Below are 15,649 nucleotides of genomic sequence, written 5' to 3'. Positions count from 1 at the left end.
AGCGTTCAATCTGAGCCATGATCAAACTCTTCAATTTAAGTTTGATGCTCGTGAATTAAACTTCGTAATGAATTACGCATGTTCACTCAGAGACTTGGTATTCATTTTTCGTCTTGCGACGTTAAGAATCCATGTCACTTTGAGTGCCCACACAGATTGTCTGATAAATTGTTAAAGAGCAGTGCAACGCGGCTTTCGCTCACCGTTGCGAGGTCCCGTATATTACGTTTTCCTCGTTCAGAGTCAAGTGATTATTTTCGCTTTTCTCTGCTGGGGTTCATCTCTGAACCCCGCTAACCCGGCGGCCTGTAAGCCGTTGTTCCGTGTCAGTGGAGGCGCATTATAGGGAGTTCTCAGACGTTGACAACCCCTCTTTTAAAAAAAACTTTCAACCGTCTCTTTTTTGCTCAAAACCGTGCTATAGCGCCAGTTTTTCGAGCGTTTCAAAGCCATAACGGCGTAAAACGGGTAAAAGTTGCTCAGTCTCTTTCGTGATAGCCATACAAAACGCGATATTCGCATCGGTAGATTTCGCATCCGGCGCTTCGTGTTCCAGCAGCCAGGCAGTACGACGAGCGATAGCCGCACCCGAATCCACCAGGCGCGTCCCCTCCGGTAACACCTCCAATAACTCTTCCTGTAATAGCGGGAAGTGGGTACAGCCCAGCACAACGGTATCCGGAGGTTCGGGCATCCGCAGCCACGGACGAAGAATACGACGCAGCTCGTCGAGTGATACCGCCTTTCCATGCAGCTTCGCTTCGGCCATCTCCACCAGCTCGGCCGAGCCCAGCATCGCAATCTGACATTCGTTAGCAAAACGGTCGATCAGCTCGCGGGTATAAGGACGCTTTACCGTGCCTCGCGTTGCCAGCAAACCCACTATGCCGTTCGCCGTCAGACGCGCGGCAGGCTTTATTGCAGGGACGACGCCCACAACCGGGAACTGGAATTTTTCACGCAGGGCGGGAAGAGAAACGGTGCTCGCCGTATTACAGGCGATGACGGCCAGCGCAAGGGGATAGCGTTTTTGTACCGCAGTGACGATTTCAACTACACGCTCAACAATAAAATCTTCGCTCTTTTCCCCATACGGGAAAGCGACGTTATCGAAGGCGTAGATGTAATGGAGATCCGGCAGGAGATGCCGAATCTCATCATAGACCGAAAGCCCACCGACGCCGGAATCAAACACCAGCACGGTGGGACGCGGATTAGAAGGTGTAGCTGCCAGACAAGGTGTATTCCCGTCCTGCAGTTTGGTAGCCATAAACTGTCTCGTAATCTTTATCGAACAGGTTGGCTATTTTACCACGAACTGTAAGGTGTGAGGTGACAGGATACGAAACTGCGACATCCCACAGGCTTACACCGCCCATTTTCACGCGTTCTGACGAATAGGTGTCAGGATCAATCGCGACATCATAGCGGGTGCCCAGATAACGGTAGGCAAGGTTCCAGTCGAGATCCCATACCTGCCAGTCAAGCTGGTACTTAACCTGCTGCTTAGAACGGCGGGCCAGTACTTCGTTGGTTTTGGCATTACGCGGGTCGACATAATCATAGGAAATCTGATGTCCGACCGGGCCAGTATCGAACTGTGCCGTCGCTTCCACACCTTTAATACGTGCTTCGTCGACGTTGTAGTAACGATACGTATGCGGATCGCTGTTAATAAGATTATCAATGTCATTGCGATAGCCGGTGATACGCCAGTTGACCGGTCCCGTCAGACCTTCAAAGCCCCCTTCCCACTGTTTACTCTCCTCCGGTTTGAGGTCCGGATTACCGTAAGAAGCGCTGTGGATCTGGCTCATGGTTGGTGCTTTAAATGCGGTACCGTAGGAGGCAATCACGCGATAGCCATCCACAAACTCCCACGCCGCGCTGGTTTGCCATGTGCCATGGTTACCAAAGTTGGAGTTGTCGTCATTACGCGCCGCCGCTTCCAGCGTCACGCTGCTGAACTGCTGCATTGCCGAAACAAACACGCCGGTATTGCGTTGCTCGTAACCTTTATCCAGGTAGCCCGTTCCGGCCTGCGTCTTCTGCTTTAGCCAGTCCAGACCTGCGCCAATGTTGCCGTGACCGACCTCCACGGTATTGAGCCATTGGGTGGTGTACTGCTTCACGTCATCCATGGTGGCGGAATCAGCGTAACGCCCTTTCTTCGGATCATAGTTCTGATCTTTACTGCGACCGTAACCCGCGACCAGCTGTGACTGGAAAATCCCCTGGTTGTAACGCAGACCGGTATCCCAGTTCTGGCTATAGAGCTGGCGAGTATCAGGTCGTCCATCCACCATAAAGTTGTCGTCGTAGTGATCGTAACCGTCGTACGCGGTGCGGTTGTCATAACCAAAGCCACGGAAAAAGCCGCTCACGCTGTCGGTAATCTGCTGTTCCACAGAGCCGTACAGCGATTTACTCATAAAGCCATCGCGGTCCGGCTGGCGCGGAGCATCTTTGGCATCAATATCAAAACCACGGGTATAGGTGTAGTTACCCGCCATGGTGATTTTGGTTTTATCCAGCACCTGCTGGAAAGCGCCGTCATAGGTCTGATAACCCTTAGAGCCGACGCCCGCTGAGATTTCCGCACCCGGCTTGTCACGTCCGGTGATGATGTTGATCACGCCGCCAATCGCATCGGAGCCATACAGGGCCGAACGCGGACCACGGATGTACTCAATACGCTGAATCAGCGAGGTCGGGATTTGGCTCAGATCGGGAACGTTGCTGATCCCGGCGTTATTCAAAGGAATACCGTCAATCAGCACCAGCACATGGCGAGATTCCGTTCCGCGAATAAAAGTCGAAGAGTTCGAGCCCATTCCACCGCTTTGCGCGATATCCACGCCAGGCAGACGTGACATGATTTCCACCACGCTTCTGGCCTGCCAGCGTTCAATATCTTCGCGCGTCACCACGGACGTCGGTGCCAGAACAGTTTTTGCCGGTTGTTCAAAACGATTTGCCGTCACCACCAACGAGTCTGCGCTATCCTGCGCCCAGCCCGAAAATGCCGTGACGGACAACGCCGTCAACAGCGATACTTTTTTAATCATTGTTAAAGCATCCACAATATAAGAAGGATGCCGCAGGCCTCATCGATAGCACGCGATGATGAAACCAAATGCGACGTGATCCCGGCAGGTCTTCGGGCTAGGTGGCTATATAAGGATGAAGACTTCCCATTTTCACAGTGTCTACAACGCTCATCCCGCCAGTCTTTACCGCTGCGCGTCAGCTCCAGATTTACACTGGATTCCCTTTTCACTCTCAGGAGACCGGAAACAGAATGCTACAATTAGACACGTATGGATGTCCAGACAGCTATTGGCCATTAAATCTGGACATCCCCTGAACAATGCCTACAATCGCCGCGTAATTCTTTATCACTCAGGACGCATCATGACCCCAGAACACCTCCCGACAGAACAGTACGACGCGCAGCTGGCAGAAAAAGTTGTCCGCCTGCAAAGTATGATGACGCCTTTCAACGCGCCCGTTCCCGAGGTGTTCCGCTCTCCAGTCAGCCACTACCGCATGCGCGCCGAATTCCGCATCTGGCACGACGGTGACGACCTGTACCACATCATTTTCGATCAGCAGACGAAGTCCCGTATCCGCGTGGACAGCTTCCCGGCAGCGAGTGAGCTTATCAACCAGCTGATGACGCTGATAATGGACGGCGTGCGCAACAATCCGATGCTGCGTAACAAGCTGTTCCAGATTGACTACCTGACCACGCAAAGCAATCAGGCGATTGTTTCCCTGCTGTACCACAAAGCCCTGAACGACGAGTGGCGCGAGCAGGCAGAAGCGCTGCGCGATGCGCTACGGGCGCAGAACATCAACGTTCACCTGATTGGCCGGGCGACAAAAACCAAAATCATGCTGGATCAGGACTACGTAGACGAGCGCCTGCCTGTGGCGGGTAAAGAGATGGTTTATCGTCAGGTGGAAAACAGCTTCACCCAGCCGAATGCCGCGATGAACGTGCAGATGCTGGAGTGGGCGCTGAAGGCGACAGAAGGGTCAACGGGCGATCTGCTTGAGCTCTACTGCGGTAACGGCAACTTCTCGCTGGCGCTGGCGCATAATTTCGACCGCGTCCTCGCAACGGAAATCGCCAAACCGTCGGTTGCCGCCGCGCAGTACAATATTGCCGCCAACCATATCGACAACGTGCAGATCATTCGAATGGCCGCAGAAGAATTCACGCAGGCAATGAACGGCGTACGCCAGTTTAACCGTCTGGAAGGGATCGATCTGAAGAGCTACCAGTGTGAGACGATTTTTGTCGACCCGCCGCGCAGTGGCCTGGACAGCGAAACCGAGAAGATGGTGCAGGCGTACCCGCGTATTTTGTACATCTCCTGTAATCCGGAGACCCTGTGCAAGAACCTGGAAACGTTAGGCCAGACGCACAAGGTTGAACGTCTGGCACTGTTCGATCAGTTCCCGTATACGCACCATATGGAGTGCGGCGTACTTCTGACGGCTAAGTAAATATCCGGCATTTTTGGCAGGTGGAGCTTCGCTTACCTGCCCTACAAAATTCTCTACTCCGGTAACTGGCTCTTGCGGCTACGCATGCGCGAGCCAATCCAGAACACCAGCGCCACAGACAGTACCGCAGGGAAGAAGTTAGAGCCGATATCCGGATACTCCGCGCGAACCACGGTGCTATACAGCAATACGCCCAGAATAAAGCAGGCAGCGGCCAGCCCCGGTAACCCCACCGGCATGGTGCGGTTCAGGTAACGTTGATGCAGGCAGTAAACCGTCAGCACCAGCGCTATAAGCGGGAAAATCGAAAATGGAACGATTGAGCTAAAAATAGCGGCAAACGTACCATTAATGGATAAGCCAGCGATCAATGCCAGCAACAGCGTCCCTTTATCCTGACCTGACTGTTTCATTACTCACCTTCACTCTTCGGTTTGATGTGCCAGTTTCTCTTGCTCACGGCGATACCAGTAGTACGCGCCTTTGGAGATCATCCTGAGCTGCAATACCAGTCGCTCTTCAAGCTGCTTGCGTTGTTCAATGCTGACGTCCAGCGCTTCGGCACCCGCGCTGAACACTATCGTCACCATCGCCTCAGCCTGTGCTTCAGTAAAGGCACGCGGCATATGGTTTTCGAGTTCAAGATAGTCGGCAAGTTCCGCGATGAAGTGCTGAATTTCACGCGCGACGGCGGCACGAAACGCCGCCGACGTGCCCGAACGTTCGCGCAGAAGCAGACGAAACGCGTTGGGGTTATTGCCGATAAATTCCATAAATGTCGACACGGAGGTACGGATCACGCTGCCCCCTTTGGCGATACGCTGACGCGCCTGGCGCATCAGCTGACGCAGCATCAGACCGCTCTCGTCGACCATGGTCAGGCCCAGTTCATCCACATCACGGAAATGACGATAGAAGGACGTTGGCGCAATCCCGGCCTCGCGTGCGACTTCGCGCAGGCTCAAACTGGCAAAACTCCGCTCAGCACTCAGTTGACTGAATGCGGCTTCCACCAGCGAACGCCGGGTTTTCTCTTTTTGTTGTGCTCTTACGCCCATCACGATAGTTGAATCCTTCCAAAGGCCTGATGGCACTATACCAGAGAATAAAATTAATCTGTTTGTCTGGCTTTGTGAATGATTGTTTACGTGCGGTTTGTGCTCCACTGCCGGAAAAAAGCACAACGATAATTGGGTTACTCCGGCAATGATGTTATGATTCTGTTGCTTTTATGTATAAGAACAGGTAAGCCTTACCATGCCACATTCCTACGATTACGACGCAATAGTTATTGGTTCCGGCCCCGGCGGCGAAGGTGCTGCTATGGGTCTGGTGAAACAGGGAGCCAGAGTAGCGGTCATCGAGCGCTACCATAATGTCGGCGGCGGTTGCACCCACTGGGGGACCATCCCTTCGAAAGCCCTCCGCCACGCCGTTAGCCGCATTATCGAATTTAACCAGAACCCTCTTTACAGCGACCACTCCCGACTTCTTCGTTCCTCTTTTGCTGACATCCTGAATCACGCGGATACCGTTATTAACCAGCAGACACGCATGCGTCAGGGATTTTATGAGCGTAACCACTGTGAAATTTTGCAGGGCAACGCGCATTTTGTGGATGAACACACCCTGGCACTCGAATGCCACGACGGTTCGGTTGAAACCATCACGGCTGAAAAATTTGTTATCGCCTGCGGTTCACGCCCGTACCATCCCGCCGACGTCGATTTCTCGCACCCGCGCGTCTACGACAGCGATTCGATTCTGAGCCTGCACCATGAACCCCGCCACGTCATTATTTATGGCGCAGGGGTCATTGGTTGCGAATATGCGTCGATCTTCCGCGGGATGGACGTCAAAGTTGACCTGATCAACACCCGCGACCGCCTGCTGGCGTTCCTCGATCAGGAGATGTCGGACTCCCTCTCCTACCACTTCTGGAACAGCGGCGTGGTGATTCGCCACAACGAAGAGTATGAGAAAATTGAAGGCTGTGACGACGGGGTGATCATGCACCTGAAGTCAGGCAAGAAGCTGAAAGCAGACTGCCTGCTGTACGCCAACGGCCGTACCGGCAACACCGACTCCCTGCAGCTGGAAAACATCGGGCTTGAGACCGACAGCCGTGGTCAGCTCAAGGTCAACAGCATGTATCAGACCGCCCTGCCGCACGTCTACGCGGTTGGCGACGTGATTGGCTACCCGAGCCTGGCCTCTGCCGCCTACGATCAGGGCCGAATTGCCGCTCAGGCGCTGGTGAAGGGTGAAGCAACGGCGCACCTGATTGAAGATATTCCGACGGGCATCTATACCATCCCGGAAATCAGTTCAGTCGGGAAAACCGAGCAGCAGCTAACGTCAATGAAGGTGCCTTACGAGGTGGGTCGTGCGCAGTTTAAACATCTGGCGCGGGCGCAAATCGTGGGGATGAGCGTGGGAACGCTGAAGATCCTCTTCCATCGCGAGACGAAAGAGATCCTCGGTATTCACTGCTTTGGTGAACGCGCGGCGGAAATCATTCATATCGGCCAGGCGATAATGGAGCAGAAAGGCGGTGGTAACACCATTGAATACTTTGTTAACACCACCTTTAACTACCCGACCATGGCGGAAGCCTATCGGGTAGCTGCGCTGAACGGCTTAAACCGCCTGTTTTAACGCGCTGTCGAAATGGCCATCCATCGAACCACGGATGGCCTCTGCCAGCTGCTCATAGCGGCTGCGCAGCGGTGAACCCGGACGATAAACCAGGCCAATCGTACGACGCGGTTCCGGCTTAATGCACGGCAGATAGACCACGCCATCACGTTTACGCTCGTGCGGCACCGCCAGCGCGGGCAGAAGCGTAATACCGCTTCCCGCCGCCACCATATTACGCAGCGTTTCCAGACTGGTTGCCCGGAAATGGGTATCTTCATCGGCACCCGCTTCGAAGCAGAAGCCCATAGCCTGGTCGCGCAGGCAGTGGCCATCTTCCAGCATCAGCAGCTTTTCACCGGCCAGATCGGCCATCGGCACGCGATCGCGGTTCGCCCACGGGTGATCTTCATAGATCGCCAGCATCATTGGCTCATCGAACAGCGGCACTTCAATAAAGGCTTCACTCTCTTTTACCAGTGCCAGAATGGCGCAGTCGAGCTTGCCGCTGTCCAGCTGCGCCAGCAGCTGATGGGTTTGCGCTTCGTGCAGGTACATTTCGAGTTTCGGGAACGTCTGGTGCAGCATCGGAATGATGTGCGGCAACAGGTACGGGCCAACGGTTGGGATCAGGCCAATATGCAGCGGGCCGGACATTGCCTCCCCCTGCTGGCTTGCCATTTCCTTGAGCACTTTGACCTCGCGCAGCACGGTGCGCGCCTGATCCACCAGCAGAAGACCTGCCTGTGTGAACAGAACCTTACGGCTGGTGCGCTCCAGCAGCATCACGCCCAGCTCGTCTTCCAGCTTGCGGATCTGGCCGCTCAGCGTGGGCTGGCTGACGTGGCAGGAGTCTGCCGCGCGGCGAAAGTGACGATGCTCGGCTAACGCTACCAGGTATTCAAGATCACGAATATTCATTATTCATCCTCCGTCGCCACGATAGTTCATGGCGATAGATAGCATAGCAACGAACGATTATCCCTATCAAGCATTCTGTTGAATAATACACCATATAGACGAGGCGGCACGTGTTTGACCCTTGACGTCCCCGCACCGTCCGCGAGTTTCTCTCAAAACTCGAACAACTAAAGCCAACGTGAACTTTTGCGGACCCCGTGGTCCGCTTTTTTTTGCGTAAAAAAGGCCGGATATAAAAACAAAATGGCAACCGAAGCGATCATTTTTAATGTTTACTCCCTTTTCCCCATACTTTTTCATAAGCATCTCTTATCTGACGCAATGCGAATTAAATTTCGTAAATTGCCCACATTTATTCGTTTGCTGAACCGTTTTCGCAGCAATTGACGACGGGGGTTTTACGTGGCTTTATAAAGGGAGATGACAAAATAATGTCCAGAAAATTTTTGCCTGGGCATAAACAAAAATGATGGGGTGACTGGGTTTTTATGAACGAACAATATTCCGCGTTGCGTAGTAATGTCAGTATGCTCGGCAAAGTGCTTGGAGATACCATCAAAGACGCGTTGGGGGAGAACATCCTCGACCGCGTTGAAACCATCCGCAAGCTGTCTAAATCTTCCCGTGCCGGTAACGAGGCCAGTCGTCAGGAGCTGCTCACCACCTTGCAGAACCTCTCTAACGATGAGCTGCTGCCCGTTGCGCGCGCATTCAGCCAGTTCCTGAACCTGGCCAATACCGCTGAGCAATACCACAGCATTTCGCCGAATGGCGAAGCGGCAAGCAACCCGGAAGTCATTGCCCGCACCCTGCGTAAACTGAAAGACCAGCCAGACCTCAACGAGGCCACCATCAAAAAAGCGGTAGAGTCGCTTTCGCTGGAGCTGGTGCTGACCGCACACCCAACCGAAATTACCCGTCGCACCCTGATCCACAAAATGGTGGAAGTGAACAACTGTCTGAAGCAGTTGGATAATAAAGACATTGCCGACTACGAACGCAACCAGCTGATGCGCCGTCTGCGCCAGCTTATTGCCCAGTCCTGGCACACCGATGAAATTCGTAAGCATCGCCCAAGCCCGGTGGACGAAGCTAAATGGGGCTTTGCGGTGGTGGAAAACAGCCTGTGGGAAGGGGTGCCGAACTACCTGCGCGAGCTGAACGAACAGCTGGAAGAGAACCTTGGCTACCGCCTGCCGGTCGATTTCGTTCCGGTCCGCTTCACCTCCTGGATGGGCGGCGACCGCGACGGCAACCCGAACGTGACCGCGGAAATTACCCGTCACGTCCTGCTGCTGAGCCGCTGGAAAGCGACCGACCTGTTCCTGAAAGACATTCAGGTGCTGATCTCCGAGCTGTCGATGGTTGAAGCGACGCCGGAACTACGCGCGCTGGCAGGTGAAGAGGGTGCCAGCGAACCGTACCGTTTCCTGATGAAAAAACTGCGCGGTCAGCTGATGGCCACTCAGGCGTGGCTGGAAGCGCGTCTGAAAGGTCAGCGCCTGCCAAAACCAGAAGGCCTGCTCAGCCAGAACGAACAGCTCTGGGAGCCGCTGTACGCCTGTTATAAATCACTCCAGGCCTGCGGGATGGGCATCATCGCTAACGGCGAACTGCTCGACACCCTGCGCCGCGTGAAGTGTTTCGGCGTGCCGCTGGTGCGTATCGACGTACGTCAGGAAAGTACCCGCCATACCGAAGCGCTGGGCGAGCTGACCCGCTACCTCGGCATCGGCGACTATGAAAGCTGGTCCGAAGCCGACAAACAGGCCTTCCTGATCCGCGAGCTGAACTCGAAGCGCCCTCTGCTGCCGCGCAACTGGGAGCCAAGCAACGAAACCCGCGAGGTGCTCAACACCTGTAAAGCGATCGTGGACGCACCGAAAGGATCGGTGGCCGCCTATGTGATCTCAATGGCGAAGACCCCTTCCGACGTGCTGGGCGTTCACCTTCTGCTGAAAGAAGCGGGAATCGACTACGCCCTGCCGGTCGCCCCGCTGTTTGAGACCCTCGACGACCTGAATAACGCCAACGACGTCATGACCCAGCTGCTGAATATCGACTGGTACCGCGGCTTTATCCAGGGCAAACAGATGGTGATGATCGGCTATTCCGACTCCGCGAAAGATGCAGGCGTGATGGCGGCATCCTGGGCGCAGTATCAGGCGCAGGACGCCCTGATCAAAACCTGCGAGAAAGCCGGTATCGAGCTGACCCTGTTCCACGGACGCGGTGGCTCAATTGGCCGTGGCGGCGCACCTGCACATGCAGCCCTTCTGTCACAGCCGCCGGGAAGCCTGAAAGGCGGCCTGCGCGTCACCGAGCAGGGCGAGATGATCCGCTTCAAATACGGTCTGCCGGAAGTGACCATCAGCAGCCTGTCGCTTTATACCAGCGCTATCCTGGAAGCAAACCTGCTGCCGCCGCCGGAGCCGAAAGCGTCCTGGTGCCATATCATGGACGAGCTGTCTGACATCTCCTGCGATCTGTACCGCGGCTACGTACGTGAAAACAAAGATTTCGTTCCTTACTTCCGCTCGGCCACGCCTGAGCAGGAGCTGGGTAAACTGCCGCTGGGCTCACGTCCTGCGAAGCGTCGCCCAACCGGTGGCGTAGAGTCTCTGCGCGCGATCCCGTGGATCTTCGCCTGGACGCAAAACCGTTTGATGCTGCCCGCCTGGCTGGGTGCCGGTGCCGCGCTGCAAAAAGTGGTGGAAGACGGCAAACAGAGCGAGCTGGAGACCATGTGTCGCGACTGGCCATTCTTCTCTACCCGTCTGGGCATGCTGGAGATGGTCTTCTCGAAAGCTGACCTGTGGCTGGCGGAATACTACGATCAGCGTCTGGTGAAACCTGAGCTGTGGGCGCTGGGCAAAGAGCTGCGCGAACTGCTGGAAGGCGACATCAAAGTGGTTCTGGACATCGCCAACGACTCACACCTGATGGCGGACCTGCCGTGGATTGCCGAGTCTATTCAACTGCGTAACATTTACACCGACCCGCTGAACGTCCTGCAGGCAGAGCTGCTGCACCGTTCGCGTCTGGCGGAAGAAGAAGGGAAAGAGCCGGATCCGCGTGTTGAACAGGCGCTGATGGTGACGATTGCGGGCGTTGCGGCGGGTATGCGTAACACCGGCTAATGCTTTACGCCCGGCGGCGCTGCGCTTGCACGGGCCTACGATAAGTAGGCCGGGTAAGCGTTAGCGCCACCCGGCAATACCTGGTATCAACACCATGCACCACGACATTACCTACATCCTGAATGACCTGATCAACGGCACAACGCCGCTGCATGAGGTGCATTTTGCAAACCCCGCGACCTCCGCCCCCGAACTTGCCTTGCAGGTCGATTTTCCACGTCTGGAGATCGCGATCGAAGGATCTATGAAAGACCTGGCTGGCTGCGTATTACAGCAGGGGGATGTTTTATACGTCCCGGCTGGCGGCTGGAATAATCCACAATGGCAAGCCCCCGCAACAACGCTGAGCATCCTGTTTGGCAAACAGCAGCTTGGGTTTAGCCTTATACACTGGGATGGCGTAGACGTTCGTAACCTGGCAAAGCAGAACGTTGCCCGCCGTGGTCCGCGTATTGGATCGCTACTCTTACAGACGCTTCATGAAATACAGATGCAGCCCCATGAGCAACAAACCGCGCGGCTGATTATCGCCAGCCTGCTTAGCCACTGCGTCGACCTGCTGGGTAGCCAGATCCAAACCGCCTCCCGCAGTCAGGCTTTATTTGAAGCGATTCGGGTCTATATTGACGAACACTACGCCACCCCGCTTACCCGGGAATCCGTCGCGCAGGCTTTTTATATCTCCCCAAACTACCTGTCGCATCTGTTTCAGAAAACGGGCGCAGTGGGTTTCAATGAATACCTGACGCATACCCGGCTGGAACACGCTCGCCAGTTGCTGAAAGGGTATGATTTAAAAGTGAAAGAGGTGGCGCATGCCTGCGGATTTGTTGACAGCAACTATTTCTGCCGGTTATTTCGCAAGAACACGGAGCGTTCGCCTTCAGAATACCGTCGCCAGTATCACAGCCAGCTCACCGGGAAGACCGCTAGTCCAGAATGACCTGAGTATGCTGCGGAGCGGCTAATATCTTACGCACCGCCCCCATCACCTTTTGTGGATCACGTAAAAAGGCGCTAATACCGCACTTCACGTAGCGCGCATTCTCGAAACGCTCACTGCCCGCCAGTTCTATATCGGTAATCAGCAATACGACATCGGCACGCTGAATGTCGTCTTCCGTAAGCTCGCTCTCGATGCCCAGCGCTCCCTGCGTCTCGATGTTAACACTCCACCTCTCCTGCTGGCAGAGCTTGTCCAGCCGTTCGGCAGCCATATAGGTATGCGCGACGCCACTGACGCACGCGGTCACCGCCACCAGATGACGTCCCGTTATCACTGTCATATTCAGCCTCCCAGGGTAACATTGAAACCTTCTCGCTCTGCCCGTTGACGCATCGCTGACACCTCATCTTCTGTCGGAGGGATAACTTGCCGCATGCCCCACTTCTGTCCCAGCAGACGGTATTTTGGCTCCCCATACTGATGAAAGGGCAATAAATGCAGCTGTCGTATTCCTGAAGGTAGCAGGAAATCCAGTACGCGCGTCATGTTCGTTTCGTTGAGCGTATAGCCCGGAATAAGCGGCACGCGGGGAATCACGTTTATCCCGTCAGCCACCAGCTGGCGGAAATTATCCAGCACTCTGGGAAGATTCATTACCACAATCGATTGGGCCAGATCCGCGTCCATGATCTTCAAATCAAACAGCACTTCATCACACTGGCGAGCCAGCGGCATTAATCGGGACAAAGGGGCATCGCCTGCCGTTTCGATGGCCGTATGCACGCCGAATCGACGCAGCCTTTGTAGTAGCCGTGTCGCGAAAGGTGCCTGCAGCAATACTTCCCCACCCGAAAGCGTCACTCCGCCTCCCGAGGAACGAAAGAATACATCGTCTTTCATGACCTCTTTTTCCAGCTCATCCAGCGTAACGTCCCGCCCGATAGGCTCAAATGCGCCGGAGGGGCACTCATCAACGTCCCGTAAACAGGGGGCGCAGTTAAGACATTTACTCTCTCTGCGCACCATCTCGATTTTCGGCGAAATCGACTCTGGATTCGCACACCACGGACAGCGGTGAGGGCAGCCTTTAAAAAAGACAACCGTACGGATGCCGCGTCCGTCATTCAATGAGTAGCGCTGAATATTGAAAATACGCGCCACCTCGGCGCGCGCTTCAACCACGTCACAGCTGATGCGCTGTGCGGCGGATAATGTCATCCTGGATCTCCTTCGATAACTCAACAAAGAAGGCGCTGTAGCCAGCAACGCGTACCACCAGCCCGGCAAAATCCTGTGGACGCTGTTGCGCTTCACGCAATGTCTCCGCGTTCACCACGTTGAATTGGATATGCTGCAACTTAAGCTGGGTGAAAGCGCGAAGGAAATCAGCCAGCTTTTGCAGCCCGGCATCGCCTTCCAGCGTCGCAGGGGTAAATTTAACGTTTAGCAGCGTACCGTTAGATAGCAGATAGTTATCCAGCTTGCTTACCGATTTAAGTACCGCCGTTGGGCCCTGCATATCTTGCCCAAGCATCGGCGAAAGCCCACCGTCTGCCAGCTGTTCGCCGGCAAAGCGGCCATCGGGCGTGGCCCCCACCACCGCCCCGAGCGGCACGTGTGCCGACACGGTATAAGACCCCGGAGTGAAGTGCCCGCCGCGCGGGTTCCGGTATTTTTCGACCTCTTTACAGTAATGGCGCAGCAGTTCAGCGCTGATGTTGTCGACATCATCGATATCATTGCCGTATTTTTCGAAGCGATTAATCAACCGTGCGCGGATTTTTTTGCCCTCTGGCGTGGCAAAGTTAGCGTTCAATACGGCTAATAGCTCATCAAAACTTAAGCGATGCTGTTCAAAAACCAGCCCTTTCAGGGCGTGCAGTGAATCACTCAGATTGGCTATCCCGATCCCCTGAACGCCAGAAAAGTTATAGCGCGCGCCACCCTCGGTAATATCTTTCCCTGATTCCAGACAATCGCTTATGAATGAAGAGAGTAACGGCACCGGTGCCCAGTCGCGATGGCCGATATCGCAGATATTGCTCCCCTCAACCATTAGCGCAATATAGTGGTTAATTTTGGCGCGGATATGGTCCAGCAGGCCTTCATAACTCAGCGCTGCGTTACCTTCGTTCTCCTGCATCGCGATTTCCATTACCTTCAGCAGGTTAAACATCGCGATATCATGCAGACCGTAGGTTTTACCCGGAATCGACAGTTCTACACAGCCAACCACCGCGTAGTCGCGCGCGTCTTCCAGCGACACCCCCCGATTAAGGAAAGCAGGCACCACCACTTCATCATTGAAAATCTGCGGGATACCGGTGCCCAGGCGGATCGTCTCCGCCGTTTTAAGCAGGAAAGCTCGGTCGATAAGTTCGTTAACCCGTACGCCGAGGTTCGGCTGCGGAAGCTGAACCCTCTGGTAAGCATCCAGGCACAGGAAGGAAAGTACATTCACTGCGCTCCGACCGCTCTCCGTTAAGCCGCCCAACAACGCGGTATAACCCGTCGGAAAACCAGCAAAATAACGTGCGCTACTGGTCGAACGTAAAAGCACCACGTCATTGCATTTCACCCACAGCGATTCCAGTAGCTCTTTCAGAAATTCGGGATCGTCCCCCTGCGAGAGTGAAGCCTGATAAAACGGCAACATATACTGGTCGAAGCGCCCGATAGAAAGCGAGCTGGCGTTAGATTCGTATTGCAAAATGACGTTCATATACCAGAACAGCTGACACGCCTGCCAGAACGTTTGCGGCTTATGCTGCGCGTTATGACGCGAGATTTCGGCAATCTTACATAGTTCTTCACGCCGTGAAGCTTCATCACAGCCGGACGCAAGCCTTTCAGCCAGCGCGGCATAGCGCAGAATATGACGCTGGGAGGCTTCCAGCAGAATCAGCGCGGCGGCATAGAACGTGTTCTGCGCATCGCGGGCGCAGTGTTCGCGCAATTCCTCCACCAGCACACCCAGGCCATTATTGAGCAGGCGCGGATAATCAATAATGATATGCCCCTGCCCTTTGTCCGTCTGATTGACGCTGAAAATTTGCGTCCCCACGGCGGCTTTCACCTCATCCGTCATCTGGCTGTTGATGAAATCCTTCATCGACCGTTTTTCCCAGTAGGGATACAGCACGTCACGGTAGATCTGCTTATCCGCTTCGCCGATCTCGAAGCGGTCCTGCGGGCGTGTGGAAAACTGGTCCAGCTCCTTAAGCAGCCAGTACGGATCCATCTCAGGAGACATAATGCCCGCGCGCGGTTTAACGGTCCGGTTTCCCGCAATCAGTTCCTCATCACGAATCGCGATGTTCACATGGTCCAGAATGTACGCCGTGGCTTTTGCTCGCCTGAGGATAACCGGCTCGCCCTCCGTCTGCTGATGGCTGGCGGTATAGAGCAAAGCACGCTCAAGCGAGATTTCACGTGGACTGGCAAAAAGAGCGTCTTTCAAACGCTGGGTACGATTCGTCATGAGGGAACT

General features: G+C 54.8%; 12 protein-coding genes and 1 riboswitch. Of the genes, 4 read left to right on the top strand and 8 right to left on the bottom strand.

The window, feature by feature from the left end; translation table 11 throughout:
• Positions 1 to 418: 418 nt before the first annotated feature.
• The gene (gene murI / locus F0319_RS16195; RefSeq protein ID WP_023309660.1) at positions 419 to 1,270 is read right to left on the bottom strand and encodes a glutamate racemase; all 852 of its coding nucleotides are present in this window, start codon (positions 1,268 to 1,270) and stop codon (positions 419 to 421) included.
• Complete coding sequence (gene btuB / locus F0319_RS16190) at positions 1,215 to 3,068, bottom strand: TonB-dependent vitamin B12 receptor BtuB (protein ID WP_149367367.1); 1,854 nt, start codon at positions 3,066 to 3,068, stop codon at positions 1,215 to 1,217. Before btuB ends, murI begins: the two co-directional genes overlap by 56 nt.
• A 66-nt stretch (positions 3,069 to 3,134) precedes the next feature.
• A riboswitch (cobalamin riboswitch) is annotated at positions 3,135 to 3,310 on the bottom strand.
• Positions 3,311 to 3,414: 104 nt separating this feature from the next.
• Here btuB and trmA point away from each other — a divergent pair.
• Positions 3,415 to 4,515 carry a tRNA (uridine(54)-C5)-methyltransferase TrmA gene (gene trmA, locus F0319_RS16185; RefSeq protein ID WP_149367366.1) on the top strand — a complete coding sequence of 367 codons (1,101 nt, stop codon included), beginning with the start codon at positions 3,415 to 3,417 and terminating at the stop codon, positions 4,513 to 4,515.
• 53 nt (positions 4,516 to 4,568) lie between these two features.
• On the opposite strand, the gene F0319_RS16180 is transcribed toward trmA, so the two are convergent.
• Positions 4,569 to 4,928: a YijD family membrane protein gene (locus tag F0319_RS16180; protein ID WP_008501783.1), complete on the bottom strand. Its 360-nt coding sequence runs from the start codon at positions 4,926 to 4,928 to the stop codon at positions 4,569 to 4,571.
• 9 nt (positions 4,929 to 4,937) lie between these two features.
• Positions 4,938 to 5,576: an HTH-type transcriptional repressor FabR gene (gene fabR, locus F0319_RS16175; RefSeq protein WP_008501784.1), complete on the bottom strand. Its 639-nt coding sequence runs from the start codon at positions 5,574 to 5,576 to the stop codon at positions 4,938 to 4,940.
• A gap of 196 nt (positions 5,577 to 5,772) precedes the next feature.
• On the opposite strand from fabR, the gene sthA reads away from it, so the two are divergent.
• Complete coding sequence (sthA, locus tag F0319_RS16170) at positions 5,773 to 7,173, top strand: Si-specific NAD(P)(+) transhydrogenase (protein ID WP_008501785.1); 1,401 nt, start codon at positions 5,773 to 5,775, stop codon at positions 7,171 to 7,173.
• On the opposite strand, the gene oxyR is transcribed toward sthA, so the two are convergent.
• Positions 7,156 to 8,073 carry a DNA-binding transcriptional regulator OxyR gene (gene oxyR / locus F0319_RS16165; protein ID WP_133295340.1) on the bottom strand — a complete coding sequence of 306 codons (918 nt, stop codon included), beginning with the start codon at positions 8,071 to 8,073 and terminating at the stop codon, positions 7,156 to 7,158. The two genes, sthA and oxyR, sit on opposite strands and share 18 nt — an antisense overlap.
• Positions 8,074 to 8,561: 488 nt before the next feature.
• On the opposite strand from oxyR, the gene ppc reads away from it, so the two are divergent.
• Together ppc and F0319_RS16155 are read left to right on the top strand one after the other, a co-directional pair.
• Positions 8,562 to 11,213 (top strand): phosphoenolpyruvate carboxylase, encoded by a 2,652-nt coding sequence (ppc, locus tag F0319_RS16160; RefSeq protein WP_047653049.1) that lies wholly within the window; start codon positions 8,562 to 8,564, stop codon positions 11,211 to 11,213.
• 94 nt (positions 11,214 to 11,307) lie between these two features.
• Positions 11,308 to 12,156, top strand: a complete 849-nt coding sequence (locus F0319_RS16155; RefSeq protein ID WP_149367365.1) for an AraC family transcriptional regulator — start codon at positions 11,308 to 11,310, stop codon at positions 12,154 to 12,156.
• Here the strand turns inward: F0319_RS16155 and F0319_RS16150 are convergent.
• From F0319_RS16150 to F0319_RS16140, 3 genes are read right to left on the bottom strand one after another with little or no spacing between them, the layout of a single operon-like run.
• The gene (locus tag F0319_RS16150; RefSeq protein WP_111963975.1) at positions 12,143 to 12,499 is read right to left on the bottom strand and encodes a PTS fructose-like transporter subunit IIB; all 357 of its coding nucleotides are present in this window, start codon (positions 12,497 to 12,499) and stop codon (positions 12,143 to 12,145) included. The two genes, F0319_RS16155 and F0319_RS16150, sit on opposite strands and share 14 nt — an antisense overlap.
• Positions 12,500 to 12,501: 2 nt before the next feature.
• Entirely contained in the window at positions 12,502 to 13,377 is an 876-nt protein-coding gene (locus F0319_RS16145) for a [formate-C-acetyltransferase]-activating enzyme (RefSeq protein WP_149367364.1), read from the bottom strand.
• Positions 13,343 to 15,640, bottom strand: a complete 2,298-nt coding sequence (locus F0319_RS16140; RefSeq protein WP_149367363.1) for a formate C-acetyltransferase — start codon at positions 15,638 to 15,640, stop codon at positions 13,343 to 13,345. The genes F0319_RS16145 and F0319_RS16140 overlap by 35 nt, the downstream gene beginning before the upstream one ends.
• Positions 15,641 to 15,649 lie beyond the last annotated feature (9 nt).

This window comes from Enterobacter vonholyi (assembly GCF_008364555.1).
Classification (GTDB): Bacteria; Pseudomonadota; Gammaproteobacteria; order Enterobacterales; family Enterobacteriaceae; genus Enterobacter; species Enterobacter vonholyi.
Note: the sequence above shows the minus strand (reverse complement) of the source record. Positions and strands in the feature narration are given on the sequence as shown.

What these genes read in the sequence shown, in the direction of transcription:
- murI (WP_023309660.1), bottom strand. Translation starts at nt 1,270, where the DNA reads ATGGCTACCAAACTGCAGGACGGGAATACACCTTGTCTGGCAGCTACA.
- btuB (WP_149367367.1), bottom strand. Translation starts at nt 3,068, where the DNA reads ATGATTAAAAAAGTATCGCTGTTGACGGCGTTGTCCGTCACGGCATTT.
- trmA (WP_149367366.1), top strand. Translation starts at nt 3,415, where the DNA reads ATGACCCCAGAACACCTCCCGACAGAACAGTACGACGCGCAGCTGGCA.
- F0319_RS16180 (WP_008501783.1), bottom strand. Translation starts at nt 4,928, where the DNA reads ATGAAACAGTCAGGTCAGGATAAAGGGACGCTGTTGCTGGCATTGATC.
- sthA (WP_008501785.1), top strand. Translation starts at nt 5,773, where the DNA reads ATGCCACATTCCTACGATTACGACGCAATAGTTATTGGTTCCGGCCCC.
- oxyR (WP_133295340.1), bottom strand. Translation starts at nt 8,073, where the DNA reads ATGAATATTCGTGATCTTGAATACCTGGTAGCGTTAGCCGAGCATCGT.
- ppc (WP_047653049.1), top strand. Translation starts at nt 8,562, where the DNA reads ATGAACGAACAATATTCCGCGTTGCGTAGTAATGTCAGTATGCTCGGC.
- F0319_RS16155 (WP_149367365.1), top strand. Translation starts at nt 11,308, where the DNA reads ATGCACCACGACATTACCTACATCCTGAATGACCTGATCAACGGCACA.
- F0319_RS16150 (WP_111963975.1), bottom strand. Translation starts at nt 12,499, where the DNA reads ATGACAGTGATAACGGGACGTCATCTGGTGGCGGTGACCGCGTGCGTC.
- F0319_RS16145 (WP_149367364.1), bottom strand. Translation starts at nt 13,377, where the DNA reads ATGACATTATCCGCCGCACAGCGCATCAGCTGTGACGTGGTTGAAGCG.
- F0319_RS16140 (WP_149367363.1), bottom strand. Translation starts at nt 15,640, where the DNA reads ATGACGAATCGTACCCAGCGTTTGAAAGACGCTCTTTTTGCCAGTCCA.